Annotated in this window: 11 protein-coding genes; 4 read left to right on the top strand and 7 right to left on the bottom strand. The window is 43.9% G+C overall.

Features of this window, described 5'->3' with window-relative positions; genetic code table 11:
* Nucleotide 1 precedes the first annotated feature (1 nt).
* The 5 genes from fecI to BDD30_RS09955 all read right to left on the bottom strand — a co-directional run bounded on the left by fecI (nt 2) and on the right by BDD30_RS09955 (nt 10777).
* Nucleotides 2-523, bottom strand: coding sequence for a ferric citrate uptake sigma factor FecI (gene fecI / locus BDD30_RS09975; RefSeq protein WP_015836020.1), 522 nt, complete (start codon nt 521-523; stop codon nt 2-4).
* A 337-nt stretch (nt 524-860) separates the two neighbouring features.
* The gene (locus tag BDD30_RS09970) at nt 861-1994 is read right to left on the bottom strand and encodes a restriction endonuclease subunit S (protein WP_015836019.1); all 1134 of its coding nucleotides are present in this window, start codon (nt 1992-1994) and stop codon (nt 861-863) included.
* The gene (locus BDD30_RS09965; RefSeq protein WP_015836018.1) at nt 1991-3625 is read right to left on the bottom strand and encodes a type I restriction-modification system subunit M; all 1635 of its coding nucleotides are present in this window, start codon (nt 3623-3625) and stop codon (nt 1991-1993) included. Before BDD30_RS09965 ends, BDD30_RS09970 begins: the two co-directional genes overlap by 4 nt.
* A 62-nt stretch (nt 3626-3687) precedes the next feature.
* On the bottom strand, nt 3688-7101 hold the full coding sequence (locus BDD30_RS09960; RefSeq protein ID WP_015836017.1) for a DEAD/DEAH box helicase family protein: 3414 nt from the start codon (nt 7099-7101) through the stop codon (nt 3688-3690).
* A 430-nt stretch (nt 7102-7531) separates the two neighbouring features.
* Nucleotides 7532-10777: a DEAD/DEAH box helicase gene (locus BDD30_RS09955; protein ID WP_015836016.1), complete on the bottom strand. Its 3246-nt coding sequence runs from the start codon at nt 10775-10777 to the stop codon at nt 7532-7534.
* Between the two features lie 225 nt (nt 10778-11002).
* Between BDD30_RS09955 and BDD30_RS09950 the strand changes: the two genes are divergently transcribed.
* Nucleotides 11003-11914 (top strand): restriction endonuclease, encoded by a 912-nt coding sequence (locus BDD30_RS09950; RefSeq protein ID WP_015836015.1) that lies wholly within the window; start codon nt 11003-11005, stop codon nt 11912-11914.
* Between the two features lie 72 nt (nt 11915-11986).
* Here BDD30_RS09950 and lysC read toward each other — a convergent pair whose 3' ends face one another.
* Nucleotides 11987-13366, bottom strand: coding sequence for a lysine-sensitive aspartokinase 3 (lysC, locus tag BDD30_RS09945; RefSeq protein ID WP_015836014.1), 1380 nt, complete (start codon nt 13364-13366; stop codon nt 11987-11989).
* 293 nt (nt 13367-13659) lie between these two features.
* Here lysC and pgi point away from each other — a divergent pair, with 293 nt between their 5' ends.
* From pgi to ubiA, 3 genes are all read left to right on the top strand, one after another.
* Entirely contained in the window at nt 13660-15306 is a 1647-nt protein-coding gene (gene pgi, locus BDD30_RS09940; RefSeq protein WP_015836013.1) for a glucose-6-phosphate isomerase, read from the top strand.
* Nucleotides 15307-15626: 320 nt separating this feature from the next.
* Nucleotides 15627-16139: a chorismate lyase gene (gene ubiC, locus BDD30_RS09930; protein WP_041382494.1), complete on the top strand. Its 513-nt coding sequence runs from the start codon at nt 15627-15629 to the stop codon at nt 16137-16139.
* A 32-nt stretch (nt 16140-16171) separates the two neighbouring features.
* The gene (gene ubiA, locus BDD30_RS09925) at nt 16172-17026 is read left to right on the top strand and encodes a 4-hydroxybenzoate octaprenyltransferase (RefSeq protein ID WP_041383015.1); all 855 of its coding nucleotides are present in this window, start codon (nt 16172-16174) and stop codon (nt 17024-17026) included.
* A 174-nt stretch (nt 17027-17200) separates the two neighbouring features.
* Here the strand turns inward: ubiA and plsB are convergent, their stop codons facing one another.
* Entirely contained in the window at nt 17201-19657 is a 2457-nt protein-coding gene (gene plsB, locus BDD30_RS09920) for a glycerol-3-phosphate 1-O-acyltransferase PlsB (RefSeq protein WP_015836010.1), read from the bottom strand.
* Between the last annotated feature and the right edge of the window lie 50 nt (nt 19658-19707).

Here is a 19707-nt window from a genome sequence, read left to right as displayed (position 1 = left end):
ATTAGAGTCCATGTTCCAGGCGAAATAGTAGGCAGTGTTCAGTGGCTTTGGCCATGTATTTTTTCACGGAACTGACGGACACATTAAGACGTGAAGCGATATCGCTATAGGTCAGATTTTCAAGCTGAGACAGTAAAAATGCTTGACGCGTTTTGTTGCTCAGGCCATCGATCATCTGGTCGATTTGCTGGAGTGTTTCAAGCTGACACTGGCGGATTTCCGGCGAGGGCATGAGTGCCTCCGGCTGTTGCGCGAGCAGTTCCAGATATGCTTTTTCCAGCGCATTGCGGCGGAACAGATCGATCATCACCCTTTTGGCGATAGTGCAGAGGAAAGATTTTGGGTCGCGAATTGTCTGTAGTGAGTCACTGGTTATTACACGCAGGAAGGTGTCCTGCGCTACATCGTCGGCGTCAACGGACGATTGTAGTTTGCGCGTGAGCCAGTTTTGCAGCCAGCTATGATGCGTGCCGTAAAACGATTCAAGTGTCAGCTCAGCGGAAACAACAATGTAGTCAGACATAGTTTTATAATATCAAAAGTAAATAATCACGGCATCATCTTAATGTGAGAATGGTTATCATTACAATCTTTCCTGAAGGTTTTTTATTTAATGTTAATGTGATGTCAAGTGGATGTAGTTGCGGGAACTATTCGCTGTTCTGTAATCCAGCTATCTGGATCTGACTTGTCCACAGGGTTTTGTGGTGTTGCTGTTTGGTTGCGGATGGCGGTGATCATAGCAAATACAGATTTTTTGCTGTAGCCGGATACTGCCCTTATCAGGGCAGAGGTTTGAAGAGTAGATTGCGAAGAATGGAGTTATGATTTTACCAAGTATAAGTAAGATATCCCTATTATTAGAAATATTCATCATTTAATGCTTCAATGAGACTATTTTCACTAGCACTAACCATCTTCTCGACCATATTTTTTATTTTTTTCTTAATTATTCCGAACTTATTTTGCAACTCAATAGGTGGTATAGGAATAGATAAGTTTTCTATTTGATCCTTTGTTAACGCTTCCCTGGTTGCGCCCGCAGATCTAGCTATAGACAGCAAGTACTGTTTAAAGCTAGGTGAAATTAATATGTGCAGTAAATAGTCATGATTTACTACTTCTGATCTAATTATAGAAACATGCTGGTTAACTCTAGCTGGTAAAATATTATTATCAACAATCGCACAGCGACAAACAGAGGCACCTGTAATATTTAAAAGTATATCATTCTTCTTAACTTCAACATTATTCAATGCAGAAGCTTGTGCGTCATTGATGAATACAAGATCTTTATGCAAAAACTTATTATCATGAATGTTTAAACTACGAATGAATGATATGCCGTTTTCAACATAAACGCTTTTTCCACCTTTTGGAGTGGCTCCGCTACCAATTTTAGTCGTTATATCTTTTAGTTTATATTTATTCCAATGGCTAGGGTTTACCACTGGATCACCAAACATCTCCAAAAACGTGGCTTGTAAAAAATCATCAGCTAATTTAACTGCTTGTTCATGCTTGCGGTGAATACTGTCGGCTTTATCGAGAATAGCGGCGATACGTTTTTGTTCATGTAAAGGAAATAATTCTATTTCAAGTGATTCAATGTGAGAACGACTAATTTGCTTAAAAGTAGAGCCGGTGCCTTTCGAGGAAAGTAAACTTTTTCTAGTATTCAAATAGTGCCATAAGTATTTACTATCTAATTCTTTTTTTGGCCGTAACCCTGCAACTCCTCGTCCTAAACAATATTCTTTATCGCTCCAGTTTAGATCACCAATCGTTGCGCGAATGCAAAGAATAATATCGCCAACTTTTGATATCTTAGAAGCCTTTGTTGTATATTTTTTGGGGTGTGGCGTCATTTCGCCAAAATCACCGGCACCTGCAATAAGAGCATAACCCATACCTTTTTCATTATAAGAAGAACCGGCAGGTGCTTGCCCCATTGTAATTTCACATACATCAACTAGACGGCAAACTATACTCACAGCATTCCCTCCAGCTCATCCAGCTCATCCAGAATCTCTTTTTCCAGATCTTTTAACCGTTTGAGTATCACCTTTGGATCTTCATGTTGCTCCGTCTGATACACCACTTCTTTATAGCGATTGATGGAGAGGTCATATTTCTGTGCGGCAATATCTGCTTTCGTAACCACAAACGCCGACTGAGTGCGATCCTGATAATCTACCGTTTCATCAATCCCCTCAGAATACTGTTGTTTCAGCAAGTTATTGAATTTCTCACCGATAAAGTTATCCACCGGCATACCTTTTAACTTGCGGTAATGTTTCCAAGAGGCGATCAAGTGCGGTAGATCGTTGTCTTTAATCGGGTGTCGCTTGTCATCCAGACTGTAACCATCGTTTTGCAGGTCATAGAACCACACTTCATTGGTTTGGCCGCCTTTGGTGAAAATCAGAATTGCAGTTGCCACACCGGCGTAAGGTTTAAACACCCCTGAAGGCAGGTTGATCACCGCTTCAAGCTGGTTATCTTCCACCAGTATTTTACGTAGTGACTGGTGCGCTTTGCTGGAACCAAACAGTACCCCTTGTGGCACAATGGTTGCGCTGCGACCACCCACTTTTAGCATTTGCAGGATACGCGCTAGAAACAACAGTTCGGTTTTCTTGGTTTTCACCATTGCTAGCAGAGTGGGATCGGTATCCTCTTCATCTAGTGAGCCGGTAAACGGTGGGTTAGCCAGAATCAGGTTAAACGCGTTTTTACTGGCCTGCGGGAAGTTGGCGCTGAAACTCTGACTCATAGTGTCCTGATAATGAATATCGGGCTCTTCTACGCCGTGCATAATTAGGTTCATCGCTGCAATACGCAGCATAGTAGTATCAAAGTCGTAGCCGTGGAACATGTTGTTATCAACATGATTACGCCATGGGGTAAGTAGATCCCCAGTGAAGATTTTTTGTTCTTCCAGCTCGCCCCGCTCGTTTGTACCGATCTCACTATGTACCGATTCCAGTGAGCTGTATTTTTCCAGCAGATATTCATAGCTGGTTGCCAGAAAACCACCCGTACCACAGGCAGGATCACATACCGTTTCGCCACGTGCCGGGTTTGGCTCCATCATCTCTACCATTGTACGGATAATATGACGTGGTGTGCGGAACTGGCCGTTAATCCCAGCGGTTGTCAGTTTACTGAGCAGATACTCGTACAGATCGCCCTTGGTGTCACCCCTGTCCAGCGGCAGGTTTTTGATCATATCTACTGCTTTAGTTAACAGGGAAGGCTTAATAATCTCCAATCGAGCATCTTTCATAAAGTTGCCCAGTAACGTTATTTGTTCTCCTTCTGCTTGTCCTAACTGACGGAAATGCTGAAATACGCCATCGCGCACCACTTCCATCATTTCATCAGCACCCAGATTACTGTAATGACTAAAGCGAAATTCTTGTTGTACTGGTACAAAACGTGGTTTAAAGTCGATACCGGTAATCTGTTTACGTTTTTCGTCTTTCTGTTCCTGAGTATCCAGCATGCGGGAATACATCAGATAGGTAATCTGCTCGATAACGGTCAGCGGGTTAGTGATTCCTCCTACCCAGAAATCTTCCCACAAGCTATCGATTTTGCTTTTTAATTCACCAGTAATCATGTTGTTACGTCTTATACCTTGTAAAAATATAAAAGCCCAGGGCTGGGCTTATCATGAGGACATTATACCGCTGGAGTGTTGGTGACAACACCTAACTCTTCGACGATTTTTTGTAGGCGGGCAATTTGCGTCATATCTGGGAACACACCTGTTATGCCTTCGTTATGAATATGGGTAAATGGTTGTTCGAAGAGTTGTTTCATCTCGATAGTTCCAAAGTCACGTATGTGGTTTTTCAGTAAATCGAGGAAACGCAGTTGCTGGCTGTTCAGATGATGATGGGAAGCAAACTGTGCGAAGCGCGTTGCGACAGCTTCACCGTCCATACCGATAATAGTACGTAACAATTGATCAAGGCTAGCAGTGGCTTGGGGGTAAAACTCTTTAAGAGCCCGAATGTTCACATTGGGGTTCTGAATCAATACCAGTTTCGCCAATTCGTCCAGCTCTGTTTCTGTAACCGGTTCACCGTTACGTACTTTTTTCAGTACTGGGTTGTTCTGGAACAGTGGTTCCAGTGCCCCCTGCACCTGCTGACGGTAGAGCTTGAAGTTAATTGAGTGAATATTCGTCTTGCGGGTTTCTGACTGAATCAGATTAATGTCTTCAGTAATATCCACGTTCAGCGGACCGGAACGCGTCGTTACCTCTTTCTCCATCAAATGCATGATGCCGCGTAGGTGAATGCGCATATCTTCTAGTTCTTCCAGATTAGCCTTTTTCCACCAGGTTAAATCGCGTAGCTGGTTAATTCGCGATCCTTGTTGTTGCACCTGTACCAGGTGCGGCGGCAGACGTTCCAGTTTTTCCACGATTACTGGCCAGAGTACATCCAGTTCATCCGGGTTAGTATAACGGGCTGTTTGCGCTGCCAGGATGTCTATGTCAAAACGCAGGGCTTCACTCTGACCACGAACATCTACCCACTGCATTAGTGGGGCAAGAATGGTCAGCAAATCCTGCTGGGTTTTTGGCGAGAACTGTTGAAGTACTTTTTCGTTGCTGTACTGAACTTTTTGCTGCCATTTTTCCTGAACGGCAATAGATTTTTCGTCCAGCGCGTTAATTTGTTCCTGTAACTGGCGAGCCACCAGAATCACAGCTTGCTTATCAAACTTACGTTGTGCAGCGGCCCCCAGAGTGATCCAGGCTTCAAAGCGTTTTTGAGCAAGGGATTTAGCGGGGGTGACTTCCGCTTCTTCAGTACGCAGTTCGTGATACTCAAAGTTACCCCAGTGATCGAATATCCGGAATTTCTCCTTATCAAGTGATTTGCCGTTCTTGTCTTCACCGTACAAACCGGGGCACAGACGGGTACCACGGCCAATCATCTGCCAGAACTTCACTTTTGATTTTATCGGTTTTGCAAAAACCAGATTCACAATCTCGGGTACATCAATACCGGTATCCAGCATATCCACAGAAATCGCGATTGTGAGCTCTTTGTTCGTACTTTCGTCTAGCCCTTTAAAGTCCTCAATAAGTTGTTCGGCTCGGGGATCGTAGTTGTCGATGACTTGGCAGAACCGCCCGGCAAACTGCGGATACATATCGTCGAACAATTTATTCAGGAGAATGGCGTGGGCATGGTTACGGGCAAAAATGATGGTTTTACCCGGCAGTTGTTCGTCACGGTCTTTGAGTCCATTTTCCATTAGATTACGCAGGATATGGCGGTTGGTGTCTTTGTTAAAGATCGCTTCATCCAGCGCAGTACCTTCAAATTCCAGGGTATTGGGATCGATGCCTTGATCTTCCAGTTCACGGATTTGTACATCACTGAGTTTTTCCCGCTTGATACCGTCACGAAGGAACTGTGTGGTATGCGTGACTACCTCGTAAGGTACCAGATTGTTGTCGGCAATAGCATCTTCCAGACTGTAGTTTGCGGTGGGAATGCGTCCTTCGCAGCCAAACAAGCCAAACGTAGTTTTACTGACCATATCAATGGGGGTTGCGGTCAGGCCCACTTGTAGCGCATCAAAATACTTGAAGAGATCGCCATAGACGTTATAGATAGAGCGATGAGACTCATCGGCGATGATCAGATCAAAATAACCCACATCGAAGCGGTCCATGATCTTTAGCATACCGGGGTAAGTAGCAATATAGATACGCGCGTTCTGCATATCTTCTCTTTTCGATTTTCCCACTATGTACAATGGATCGTTGGTGAACTGTTTAAAGGCATTCCCAGCCTGCTTACGCAGCTCTTTACGATCGCAAAGGAACAGTACGCGCTTTACCCAACGGGCATCAATCATCAGTTTGCTGAGAGCAATAGCAACACGAGTTTTCCCGGTACCGGTTGCTTGTACGATTAATGTTTGACGGTATTTATTGGTGAAACGCTCGCTAACGCGAGCGATAGTCTCAAGCTGATATAAACGTCCGGCAACCAGTTGACCATTACTGTCTTTAACATGTGGAACAGTATTTAATGGCAGACGTGTTTCACGCTGCTGAATTAGATATTGCAGGCTTTCTTTGCTGTAGAAGCCGAATATCCGGTGTGGTGGGTAGCCCTGAGTTTTATGGTCATCCCATAGCCAGATGTCGTATCCGTTGGTATAAAAGATAACTGGACGTTGACCATACTCTTTTTCCAGCCAGTCAGCATAGAGTCTTGCCTGAATGCGTCCCTGTTCCGCATTGACACTGGTCTTCTTGGCTTCAATGACTGCAAGCGGTTTGTGGGTATCATCCCAGAGTACGTAATCAGCGTAACCATCACCACTTGTTGTCGGTTGCTCTTTAACAGGATGTTCCTGAATGACTTGGTCTGTATTTTGTAATTCAGTGCCAACATCCCAGTCTGCTGATATTAGGCGGGAATCAATCAGACGGCGTCGGGTTTCCGCTTCGTCGATAGCAAGAATATCGGCAACCTGCTGGTTACGCGCTTTGGCTTCATGCAGGCGTTGAGTAAGTTGCTCCGCTTTTTCCTGCTCCTGCTGCAAAGCACGTTGTAACGCCAGTTCACGCTCACGGCTTTCATCCTGGGCTTTCAGCGCTTTTTCAAGATGTTTTTTATCTGTGGTGTTAGATGAAGAGGACAGGGGAGGAAGCGTGAATTTAGGGCAGTCGTCTACATTGCCATGCCCGTAACGAACGTAAAGCCAGACGCCTAACAGAAACGCTTCTTTCAGCAACCAGTAAGTATCTTTGGCTTTGATTCGCCCACCATGTGCAGCCCGGTTACCGTGAATACGTAATGCGTCCATCTTCATGATAATGGCTTCTGGCATCATGCTGGTGAACACATCGGCGTTCATCAGGTCGTACAGGTTAGCTTTAAAACCTTCCGGCAAACGCTCTTGGCGGTACAACCAGCGCACCATCAGTTCATCAAAATTACGTAACTTAACCAGGCAGCTTTCTGGGTCAGAATGAACATAACGTTCTGCCATATATGCTAGCTCAGTAAGCTCCGGCCATTGGCTACGCAGCATTTCAAAGTTGAGAGACTGCTCCATAAAATCGTTGCCTTATGTAGTGGATACAGCAGGAAATTTGTGCAGCATATCACATGCCTTATCGTAAAAGTGTGAGTACTATGATGAATATTAATAGTAGTTCGGTAAGTGACGTATATTGCCTCTAATGGGGCAAAGGAGAATCAGTGGGATCGGCTAGTGATAAATTTGTAGAAGAGAATCATTAAGCAGATTTACTGTCATAATCGGTGTTTAGGTGGTGTACAGCATGCAGTACGCCACCTTTTTTATATATACCTGTTATCTTTCAAGTTGCCTCTTTGTTGGCTGCACTCACTCACCCCGGTCACATAGTTCTCTATGCTCCCGGGGATTCGCTCCCTTGCCGTCGCGATGCATCTTGAAATCTATTGGGTATAACAGCTAAGTTGGACTTTTAAAGTCTCCGTTTCTTTAAGAAGCTTATCGATTAGTCTGCTAGTCTGCGTTGTTGTTGCAGCATTTCATTAGCAACTGAGAAATACTGGCAGCCAGACCAGATTTCTTTGTTGCCGACAATATAGACCCTTTTCTGCGCACGAGTGACGGCGACATTCAATAGGTTAGGTTTAGAGGATGCCCATTTAGTTGCACCGCGGTTTTCAGTAGACAGTCCGAGTACGAAGATGACATTTTTCTCTTCTTTACCCTGAAAGGTATGGACGGTGCCGATTCGCTCATTTAGCCATTTATTTCGTCCATTGATGGGGGATAACTTTTCTTTCAGAAAAATGTTTAGTTCCTTTTTAACATGTTTAAAGGGGGAAATGATGTAAGCATCCGGCAGTTTTTTATAATGATCAATATAGGCTTGTAGCATGGTCAGTACATGTTGGGCTTGTTCGGGAACAAAATGTTTGCCTTCAGTACAGCCCCGTACATCAAACCAACAACTTGGACCCCAGAAAAACATCTCATCACTCCATGGATTATCCAGACCGTGCAGCATTTTGTTGTTGTAGGCAATCTCATTGGCAATGCTGAACATAGGTTCATCACAGCGGCGGTGGACGCGCAATGGGCTTCCCAACCATGTATTTTTAGCGATCTGCTCTGTGCCGTAAGGATTCACTCTGTCTGCCAGGTTTTGTACTGACGTTACGGTCGGAGACCATAATTTCCATTGTTCACCAAATTCGCGCCTGGCAATACCTTCAACAAAAGCCGGTGGAATGGTAAATACTGGTTCAATCTGTAATGGATCGCCTACGACTATGGCTCGCTTTGCTCGCCATAGTGCTCCAACAGCTTGCTGAGGGGTTGCCTGACCCGCTTCATCAATGAACAGCCAGCCAATATCCCCATCATCCAGTGCGCTGAACTGACGAGCCACAGAGGCAAATGTTGAGGACACTACCGGGATGATCATAAACAGTAATTGCCACAAGGCTTTGGCGGCCTGTTTGTCCGCTATTCTGCCGTTAATCACATGCATGATAACGAGTAGGGAATCTGAAAAGTGGCACTCTTTGTAAGCTGCGGCAAGCCATGCTTGATGTAACTCAAGAGCTTTTACAGTAAGGCGGTTTCTGGCTTCATTCAATGTTGGACATTGACCAGAAGCAGTACGTTGAATAGCGGGAGCTTCCAGATCGGTATCCTGCCCGGCAAAAAGCACATTGGCATATTTTTCTTTAAGAATCATGCAGGTCTGTTGCTCAATTTCCAGCTCTGCTTGCAGGTGTTCCCATGTATGTTGATCCTTTTGATATTGTGTTTCCACTTTATTACGGCGTAGTGTCAGACCCGTAATGATGGCCCGCAAACGGTACCTATGCCTGATGCGTAGGTCCCACCACTTGGTTTTCCTTTGCTGAAGTTTTGCCAGGCGCACATTTAGGCAAAGGATGCGAAGCCGTTCACGTTCTGCTTTCTGTTTCTGAACTTGGCAGTTTTCTTCCAATATGGGCAGACTCTCCAATTTTTTTAGCTCATTGAGAAGTATCTCAAGATCCTTTTGAGCTTGTTGAAATGCGTTCTGCGCCTGAGTAAACGAGGAGGTAGCATCAGAGCTATTTGCTAACTGTTTAATGGCGGCGGCCAGTGTACGGTATTGGTCGGCAGGAGGTGGGGCAATGCACTTTTCCGTTGTCTGGAAGATCGCCCGTGTACCAAATATCTCCCGGTTTTTTTGTTTACCCAACGCGGCAGCAATCAGTCCCCAGCACTCTGTTTTTTCAGTTAAGGGCGTGATCTCATATTTATCCTGACCGTCAGGGAGCTCATGAAAGGCGGCTAATTTTTGCGCGACAGGTTTAAGATAACTGATATCCTGCCAGGATTTTCCCAGGCTTTTTATCTGGGGTAATTCCTGAGAAATGTTCTCAACGGCTGCGTTATTGCTAGAAACAACAATCATTTCAAAGCCAGTGAGCGATGGTGACAAGCATTTGACAGTGCGTTGTTTGTCACCCGACGTAACAGTAATTTCATGGCTGAAGGCATCCGCAGCACTATTAAGATCAGCCAGGACTTCTGCCCTTTTCACCAGATTGCTGGCAATAAGGTCACGAAGCATGGTTGTTTTTCCTGTTCCCGGCGGACCGTTGACAGAATAGAGGCCACTTAGCGTCAGCTCTTCCTCAATAGTGTTGATGGCAAATTGTTGCATCAAGCTCATGGAATGGGCAGTTTCGGTGGGCCAACGACCTAATGGGAGTTTATTTAACCGCAACATTTCCAGGAGTAAAGGTTTACCATCAGGCTTCAGTAAATCTGGTTTTCTTTCTCTCGTGTCAGAAAGATAGCGTTCTAAAGGAGGATTAAGCTTAAATCCATCCCGTTTTACACATTCCATAATTCGTTCTATATCACGAATATAAAAACTATTGAGAATGGTTATTTCTTTGGTTTCTTTTATCGAGGGGGATGAGCTTTCAGTTTTTAACTTATCGATATCTGCTTTCGCTATCTTATCTGGCAAGGTTGATAGATGAGGTAATAAATTGATGTCCAACTCAATATGCTTTGTACTGTTTTTTCTTTTTTTTCCTTTTGCCTGAGTAAGCTTGATGTACAGGGCAGGAGTTGAGATCTCGGGGCTAAAGTCTGTCCATTCCGACATAGATTTAAGGAACTCGATAATCTCATAAGTTGTCAGTTTGGGGGGGAGTTCATATTGTTGCTTCAGGTTATCAGCTACTGCCATGACGTTGAGAAAATGCTGGCGTAATTTCTCCGTATCTTTCTCGTATGTGTTTAGCGTAATGTTGTCGAGCCCGTTTTTTTCCAGTTGTCCTAGAGCCCAGGTTACCGTAGAGAATGCAAAACTGTCTTTATCAGCACATCCATCCTGATTGACATATAGCGTAATAGAGCATGTCCGACCTTCGTCCTGATTTTGTTCTTCTTTGTCATTGATGATGTCCGGAAACGCACATTTGGCGCGCTCAAAGATTTCACTGCGATCGAAGATGCCGAAATACAGCGTGTAATTATATTTTTTCGCAGGAGAGAAATTTTTTCCTGCGCGTCTTATTTGCTGAGGGTTAATCCATGGCAGGCAACTGGGTTCCTGTAGCTCTTCTGGCATTAACTTAATGACGCCTTCTGCTCCCTCTTCCAGTTCTTTTATGTCTGTGGACTCAAAGAATTCGATTTTGTGCCAGTAATCCAGCACCCTGAGAGCCTGGCTACTGTTACTGTGTAAAGTACTGCTCTGATTTTTATAATCCATTTAGCGGAGATGTCCTGTCCTAATGATTCATGCTTTTCAGTTATATTAACTCTACTAATGAATTATGTTCAATGGGCGGATTTTGAAGGCAAGTCACTAATTTGTAAGGTGTTGTATAGGTTAACTCAGTGATATATTGGTGAAATTTGATCAAACGTATGACAGATACTTTATCAAGATTGATAAAAAATTTGCTCAGAGAGCAGCATAACTAGGAATGTTGATATGGCGGTACCAACCTACGATAAATTTATTGAGCCTGTTTTGCGTTTTTTAGCAGAGAAACCAAAGGGTGCACCAGCCCGTGATGCGCATGAGGCTGCGGCAGATGCCCTCCATTTGGATGAAAATCAGCGAGCTGAAGTAGTTGCCAGCGGACAACTGGTTTATAAGAACCGCGCTGGTTGGGCACACGATCGCCTGAAGCGAGCCGGGTTGTCACAAAGTCTTTCCAGAGGGAAATGGTGCTTGACGCCACTAGGATTTAGTTGGGCACTGTCGCACCCTCAGCCACTGAGTGAAGATGAAGTGACGCATCTCGCTTTTGATTTTATGAATGTGAAATTGAAACAACAATTCGATTCAGTTGAGCTGGATACTAAACCTGAACCTCTTAACCAAGAAGAACTGGCAAAGAGCAGCCCTGATGATCGGCTGGATCGGGTATTAAAAGAACTACGTGATGCGGTAGCAGATGAGTTGCTTGAAAACTTGCTACAGGTTTCCTCAGTTCGTTTTGAGGTGATTGTACTGGATGTTTTACATCGTCTGGGGTACGGCGGGCATCGGGATGATTTACAACGGATTGGTGGGACAGGCGATGGTGGGATTGATGGCATTATCTCTCTAGATAAACTGGGATTGGAAAAAGTCTATGTACAGGCGAAACGCTGGCAAAGTACGGTAGGGCGTCCTGAACTTCAGGCTTTTTATGGTGCCCTGGCAGGACAAAAAGCAAAACGTGGTGTGTTTATCACTACATCAGGTTTTACTGCCCAGGCTCGTGATTTTGCTCATTCCGTTGAAGGAATGGTACTGGTCGATGGAGAGCGTCTGGTTCATCTAATGATTGAAAACGAGGTTGGCGTTTCTTCCCGCCTTTTGCGAGTGCCAAAACTGGATATGGATTACTTTTAGCAAAATCCGCCGTAAACCCTCTTTACGGCGGGGAGCAGTCACTAAGGATATTAAGTACCTACAAGACTGTATTCATTCAAACAAACTCTGATGAAGAGTTTGAACAATTTGCTCGGCATCTTTGCCAGGAACAAGCAGGCATAGATTGTGATTGCTAGCGCCGTGGCTGATCATACGAATATTGAATACTTCCAGCGCATCAAAAATCTGTTTTCCTAATCCTCTGACCTGAGAAAGCTGATTACCAATAATTGCTATCAAAGCCAGATCTTCTTCTACTTCAACTCGGCATAGAGTTGAAAGCTCAGTCATCAGTGCATTAGTTAGCAGATAGCCATTAGTGCTGGTGGAACCTGTTGTATCTAGCGTTAATGCTACATTCACTTCAGATGTGGTGATCAAATCCACTGAGATGTTATGGCGTGACAGAATGGTAAATATTTCAGCTAGAAATCCTTGCGCATGCAGCATTTTCAAGCTATGTAGTGTCAGTAATGTTTGTTTCCGACGCAGGGCGATAGCCCGGAATTGTGGCGGAGCGGTTGTTGTATCGCAAACCAGTGTTCCACCAGCTTGGGGATTCTTACTGGAACCAACAAATACCGGAATGTCACAACGAATAGCAGGCAGTAGTGTGGCCGGATGTAGAATTTTTGCACCAAATGTTGCCATCTCAGCTGCTTCATCAAAGGCAATTTTGTCAATTCGTTTGGCAGTAGGAACGACTCGTGGGTCAGTAGTGTAAATCCCCGGGACATCTGTCCAAATATCAACGCGTTTCAGGTTGAGGGCTTCTCCCAACAGGGCCGCAGTATAATCACTGCCACCACGTCCTAGTGTAGTGGTACGTCCTTTCTCTTCACGACCAATAAAGCCTTGAGTAATTACCAGAGTATTTTGTAGACGTGGTAAGAGATGTTCAGTGACTAGTGATTGGAGTTGTATATTGTCTGGTTCTGCGCAACCAAAATGATCATCGGTACGCATAATCTTACGGACATCAAACCATTCAGCATCGGTACCGCGTTGACGGAGTAGTTCAGTAAACAACAATGTAGACATCAGTTCACCGTGGCTGACCAGTTCATCTGTCAGCGCATCTGAAGTTGCCAAAGAGGCGGCTTCGGAAAGCGCTTTAATGTTTTCCAGCAGGCGGTTGATTTCTTGACGAATAACATCAGAGTCATGCAAACGGTCAACAATTGCGTGTTGAATGGTGTGGATCTGTTTCAGGTAGTCAGCCCGCTTATCTGCGTCGCAACCTTCCGCCAACGCGATTAATAAGTTAGTAATACCAGCAGATGCGGACAGTACAACTAAACGTACCTCTTTATTTGCCAGTACGATGTTGGCACTGCTATTCATGGCATCGAAATTTGCCACGCTGGTACCACCAAATTTTGCGACTACATATCCGCCGATTTCCGGACATAGGGATGAAACAGCACTCATTGCGATAACCTTCTGTTAACTGAATAGGCTTTTAGAAATATCGGGTTAGTAGGTTTGAGTCAACACAGTAAAAGGCTACATAAATATCTTTCATGATGATGTAAGAATCATAAAAGAAATTGAGGATAGCGGAGAAAAGTAATTATTTTTTATACACATCAGCAAATAGAGCTAGAAAAATTTAATTGTTTTGACCAATATCAGCGATTAAAGGAAAAGAGACTTCAATCACGGAATTACAGGTTACAATCTTTACCTCCATTTATTTATTGTCATTGATAGAGAGCATAGCTATGAAAAATATCAATCCTAGTCAAACTCCAGCTTGGAAGGCATTAGAACAACATTTTGCACAGATAAAAAATATTCATATACGTGAGTTGTTTGAACAGGACAGAAATCGTTTTGCTAAGTTCTCCGCGACGTTTGATGACCAGATTTTGGTAGATTTTTCGAAGAACCGTATTACGGCTGAAACATTGGAAAGGTTACAGGCACTTGCTAAAGAGACTGATGTTGCCGAGGCTATTCGCAGCATGTTTTCCGGTAAGAAAATTAACCGTACTGAAGATCGCGCTGTACTACATATTGCCCTGCGTAACCGCAGCAACACCCCTGTTATTGTTGATGGGGAAGATGTTATGCAGCAGGTCAACGTTGTGTTGGCAAAAATGAAAGAGTTTAGTGAGCGTGTGATTAATGGTGAGTGGAAAGGTTATACCGGCAAGGAAATTACTGATGTGGTGAATATCGGTATTGGTGGTTCGGATCTCGGTCCTTATATGGTGACTGAAGCGCTGAAACCTTATAAAAATCATCTGAATATGCATTTTGTCTCTAATGTTGATGGAACGCATATCGCGGAGACTTTAAAAGCACTTAACCCGGAAACAACCCTGTTCTTGATTGCTTCCAAGACATTTACTACACAGGAAACGATGACTAATGCTCACTCTGCTCGTCACTGGTTTCTGAGAAGTGCCGGTGATGAGGCATATGTGGCTAAACATTTTGCTGCGCTTTCCACCAATGAGCAGGAAGTGAAGAAATTTGGTATTGATACCAGAAATATGTTTGAGTTCTGGGATTGGGTTGGTGGCCGTTATTCCTTGTGGTCAGCGATTGGTCTGTCTATTGCGCTCTCTGTTGGGTTTGAAAATTTTGAGCAACTGCTTAATGGTGCACATGCTATGGATCAGCATTTTGCCAATACCCCATTTGAGCAAAATATCCCGGTATTGCTGGCGCTGATTGGAATTTGGTACAACAATTTCTTTGGTTCAGAAACTGAAGCGATTCTGCCATACGATCAGTACATGCATCGCTTTGCGGCATACTTTCAGCAGGGCAATATGGAATCCAATGGTAAATATATTGACCGCAATGGCAATCCGGTGGATTACCAAACAGGCCCAATCATCTGGGGGGAGCCTGGAACCAATGGCCAGCACGCTTTCTATCAGCTTATTCATCAGGGTACTAAACTGATTCCTTGTGATTTTATTGCTCCGGCGATCAGCCATAATCCATTGAGTGACCATCACAGCAAATTGTTATCCAACTTCTTTGCTCAAACGGAAGCATTAGCATTTGGTAAAACTCGTGAGCAAGTGGATGCTGAATTTGTTGCTAGTGGTAAAACTGCGACTGAAGTTGAACATGTTGCGCCATTTAAAGTGTTTGAAGGAAACCGCCCGACTAATTCCATTCTGTTACGTGAAATTACACCGTTCAGCCTGGGAGCTTTGATTGCTATGTATGAGCATAAAATATTTGTACAAGGGGCAATTCTTAATATCTTCACATTTGATCAGTGGGGTGTTGAACTGGGTAAACAACTGGCTAACCGTATTTTGCCAGAGCTTGAGGATGATGGAGCGATTGCTAGCCACGATAGCTCGACAAACGGATTGATTAACTGTTTTAAAGCATGGCGTTAGTCACTTATTCCGAATCAGAAATTTAACTATTTTTTATAAAGCGAATTGTGTTCATCATAATTCGCTCATTCTTCTCAAACATTATTTACAAAATTTGTTATAACCTTTTATGCTGCATACCTGCACTGTGGTATTCTCCATGGCTGTTAATTATATACCCGTCATCTTTCAAGTTGCCTCTTTGTTGGCTGCACTCACTCACCCCAGTCACATAGTTATCTATGCTCCCGGGGATTCGCTCCCTTGCCGTCGCGATGCATCTTGAAATCCATAGGGTATACAATCAAATAATAAGAAATTTGTTCATAGTGGAAAAGCGTATGTCAGCAGACTCAATACTAACAACAATGCCTATTCAATGGCTTTCGATGAGCTCGTCTGATTTTCCTGATGAGATTTTAGATTGGTTGATGGAATTGGGTTCAATGACCCGACGTTTTGAACAATATTGTGACCATGTTCATGTTGTACCATTTAGAGAATGTTTTATCACCGAGGAAGAAATTTCTGATGAAAGTGATCATTTACCAATTAGCCAAAGATATTGGCTGCGTGAGACCGTGTTATATGGTGACAATATCCCTTGGCTATTAGGTCGGACATTAATTCCTGAGGCAACATTAACCGGTCCCGATGAAAAATTGGTTGATTTAGGAACAGTTCCACTTGGGCGGTATCTTTTTAGTAGCAATAAATTAACGCGGGACTATATTCAGAAGGGGAAACATGGAAAGCGTTGGGCAAGGCGATCGTTGCTGAGGTTATCAGGCAAGCCATTATTATTAACGGAAGTCTTTTTACCTGAATCACCTGTGTACAACAGTAAAATCTAAAATAAAGGGGAGAAGCAGAAGTGGCGGGAAGTATGGCGCAAAGTAAATGGTGGGCTTATTGCCGTTTAGTGCGTATTGATAGACCTATTGGTTCATTATTGTTGTTATGGCCGACGTTTTGGGCTTTGTGGATTGCAGGGAAAGGTATCCCGAATATGCACATATTATTGGTCTTTACTGCCGGTGTGTTTCTGATGCGTGCAGCAGGATGTGTAATCAATGATTTTGCTGATAGGAAATTCGATGGCTATGTAGAACGTACAAAGACACGTCCTCTGCCTAGCGGTGCTATCAGTGAAAAAGAGAGTAAGATCCTATTTGTTGTATTGGTACTGATTTCTTTCGGATTAGTTCTGACTCTCAATAAAATGACTATCTACCTGTCATTTGCCGGGTTGGCTTTGGCTTGGTTTTACCCCTTTGTTAAACGGTTCAGTAATCTTCCGCAGTTTGTACTGGGGGCCGCTTATGGCTGGTCTATTCCTATGGGATTTGCTGCGGTTAGTGAGTCCTTACCATTAGAATGCTGGTTATTATTCCTGACCAATATCTTGTGGTCAGTTGTTTATGATACGCAGTATGCAATGGTCGATCGTAACGATGATCTAAAAATTGGTATTAAGTCTACCGCGGTCCTATTTGGTCGCTTTGATAAGCTGATTATTGGTTTACTACAATTAGCTATGTTACTGATTCTTGTGCTGGTGGGCTATATGATGAACCTTGGTGGCATCTATTATTGGTCGCTATTGCTTGCTGGTGCTTTATTTATTTATCAGCAGAAACTGATTTCAGGACGGGAAAGAGAACTTTGTTTCCAGGCATTCCTCAATAATAACTATGTTGGTTTGGTGTTATTCCTGGGTATCTTCTTCAGTTACGTCTGATATACCTGTTATCTTTCAAGTTGCCTCTTTGTTGGCTGCACTCACTCACCCCGGTCACATAGTTATCTATGCTCCCGGGGATTCGCTCCCTTGCCGTCGCGATGCATCTTGAAATCTATTGGGTATAGATCTGGTGATAATGGGAAACCCCATTATCACCAGTATTCCAAAAAATTACACTGTCTTGGTCGTTTCTTCAGTATCGTTGTGCTCTGCTGGTAAACTGACACTTTCAATAGTAAGGCGAATTTCTGGTGACATCAGTTCACTCAATACCTGATACAACTCTTGAGTATTGGCCGTGATCACATCGCCACTATCACTGATATAACCTTCTTCACGTAGTGTATTTACCGAAGTTGTAAAGACTGCCTTATCGAAGAATTCAGGAGCGTTAATGCCATGTAATACAGACAGACGCTGTGCCAGCATTCGACTCTCTTTTTCCAGCATACCCCGGCTGATTTCCGGATTGGCATTCAGTAAAGAAAGGGTGATGGCATAACGTTGTAGTGTTTCACGAACACCTGCTGCGAGTAATTGCAGTGAGCGGATACGTGCTGGATTCAACACTAACATACCTTGCTCTTTGTTGCAGATAAGACACTGGCGAGTAAGTTCATTAATCAGAGTATCAACCACTTCTTGTAGATCTGCTTTGTCATAACGCATAAACAGCTCTGCTTTAAGCAGTGGATAAATGATTGCTACTTGGCTTAGCAACTCTTCGCGGTTAATACGGCGATGATGAATAACAATACTGGCAATCAGCGATGGCAGTACCAATAAGTGATGGATATTGTTGCGGTAGTAGGTCATCAAAACTGCACGGTCACGCGGCAGAATGATGATATCGCCCATACTATCTTTGTCTACCTCGAACTTATCCATTTGCAGAGCGTGTTCTAACAACTCTTCTGCGGTTTTATTGGGTACCGTGACATCGGCAGCATAAGGTGCATTGCGCATGAGTTGTATATAACAGTCCAGTTGCTCAATCAGTTGTTCGCGAGTAAGTGCTCGCTGACGTGATGAAAGCAGGGCGGTTGTACACAGATTGATTGCGTTAGCTGCCGCAGCATTGTTGATGTTCACCATAATTTTCCCTGCCAGTTTACTGATTGCTGGGGTAATCCACTCTGGGCGTTGGAATTCTATTGGATCAATAGAATCACGCCAGTCAGGAACATGGTGATTAAGGTATTGGATCAGCGGGATAGGTTCGCCAAAGTTCACATAGCCTTGCCCCAAATTACGAAGTTTACGTAAACCGCGCATCATCTGGAAGAAGCCCTCTTTTTCTTTAGTTGCACCACGTAGCTCTTTGGCGTAGGTAGCAACTTCCATCACATGTTCGTAACCGATATAAATCGGAATGATAGTGATTGGGCGTGATTCACCTCTCAGCAGCGCTTGTAACGTCATGGTCAGCGTACCCGTTTTGGGATCGAGTAAACGACCCGTCCGGGAACGACCACCTTCCATAAAGTATTCGACAGAGTAACCGCGTGCAAATAACTCACCCAAATATTCACGGAATATCGTGGCATAGAGTTTATTGCCTTTGAAAGTGCGACGGATAAAAAATGCACCTAAACGTCGGAAGATCGGCCCTGCTGGCCAGAAATTCAGGTTAATACCTGCGGCGATATGGGGTGGCACTAAGCCCTGATGATAGAGCACATAGGAAAGCAGCAGATAATCCATATGGCTACGATGGCAGGGAGCATAAACCAGTTCGTGACCATCTTGTGCCAGGCGACGGACCCGTTCAGCATTATGAACGTTAATCCCTTGGTACAGGCGGTTCCAGGTCCAACCGAGTACACGTCCTGACAGCCGTACAGTTTCATAAGAGAAATCCGCGGCAATTTCTTCCATCATGTTGATGGCATTCTGTTGAGCTTTCTCATGTGAGATTTTCTTGGTACGAACTTCATCGGAGACGGCTTTTTCTATTGCTTTCGAAGCTAGCAATTTATTAAACAGAGCTTGACGGACTGGCAAACGCGGACCTACTGCTGCCAAACGCTGACGTGAATAGTGCATCCGTGCTACACGAGCTAGTTTATGGGCAATCGTCTTGTCAGTACCATGCTCAGTAGCCATATAACGCAGAGATACTGTATTTGAAAAGCGAACGAAACTATCCCGGCCAAGCCAGAGAATGGCAAAGAATTTCTGGATACCATTAAGCAGCCGTAGATGTGGGGTGCTTTGTCCTTCACGTCCGGGTGAACGGCCAAACATGACAGAAACTGGTAGCATCTGAATATCCAGATTTGGATTATTGCGATGCAGGTCCAGATAAGCATGGAAAATTTTTACAGATTCTTGCTTTGGTGCGTAATAGCGGAATACACGCGGGCCATTATCAATAAAGACATAGCTGGGAAGTTCGGTGTCTCCTATCTCAAGTGGGTTTAAAGGGTCTGGCAGATCCTGCTCCAGACATTGCTGACGTAATGTCAGTAAGTCTGCTTTGGAGTGATATGGCAGCACGTACAGAATAGGGCGTGTCGTATCGAGCCGCAATTCAGTAATGGGATCTGTAGGAATAAGTTTGCTCTTTACCAGTATTTTTAGTGGTAAATTCAATAAATTATAATATATTTTACGCCAACCTGACATAAATAACATAAAGCCTCTCGTTAGCAATACGTCGCAAGCATAACAGAAAC

It is taken from the genome of Photorhabdus asymbiotica (assembly GCF_003634575.1).
Taxonomy (GTDB): Bacteria; Pseudomonadota; Gammaproteobacteria; order Enterobacterales; family Enterobacteriaceae; genus Photorhabdus; species Photorhabdus asymbiotica.
This window is presented reverse-complemented; position numbering and strand designations above follow the sequence as displayed.

Excerpts from the sequence above, each read along its gene's own strand:
- fecI (WP_015836020.1), bottom strand. The coding sequence starts at position 523 with ATGTCTGACTACATTGTTGTTTCCGCTGAGCTGACACTTGAATCGTTT.
- BDD30_RS09965 (WP_015836018.1), bottom strand. The coding sequence starts at position 3,625 with ATGATTACTGGTGAATTAAAAAGCAAAATCGATAGCTTGTGGGAAGAT.
- BDD30_RS09960 (WP_015836017.1), bottom strand. The coding sequence starts at position 7,101 with ATGGAGCAGTCTCTCAACTTTGAAATGCTGCGTAGCCAATGGCCGGAG.
- BDD30_RS09955 (WP_015836016.1), bottom strand. The coding sequence starts at position 10,777 with ATGGATTATAAAAATCAGAGCAGTACTTTACACAGTAACAGTAGCCAG.
- BDD30_RS09950 (WP_015836015.1), top strand. The coding sequence starts at position 11,003 with ATGGCGGTACCAACCTACGATAAATTTATTGAGCCTGTTTTGCGTTTT.
- lysC (WP_015836014.1), bottom strand. The coding sequence starts at position 13,366 with ATGAGTGCTGTTTCATCCCTATGTCCGGAAATCGGCGGATATGTAGTC.
- pgi (WP_015836013.1), top strand. The coding sequence starts at position 13,660 with ATGAAAAATATCAATCCTAGTCAAACTCCAGCTTGGAAGGCATTAGAA.
- ubiC (WP_041382494.1), top strand. The coding sequence starts at position 15,627 with ATGTCAGCAGACTCAATACTAACAACAATGCCTATTCAATGGCTTTCG.
- ubiA (WP_041383015.1), top strand. The coding sequence starts at position 16,172 with ATGGCGCAAAGTAAATGGTGGGCTTATTGCCGTTTAGTGCGTATTGAT.
- plsB (WP_015836010.1), bottom strand. The coding sequence starts at position 19,657 with ATGTCAGGTTGGCGTAAAATATATTATAATTTATTGAATTTACCACTA.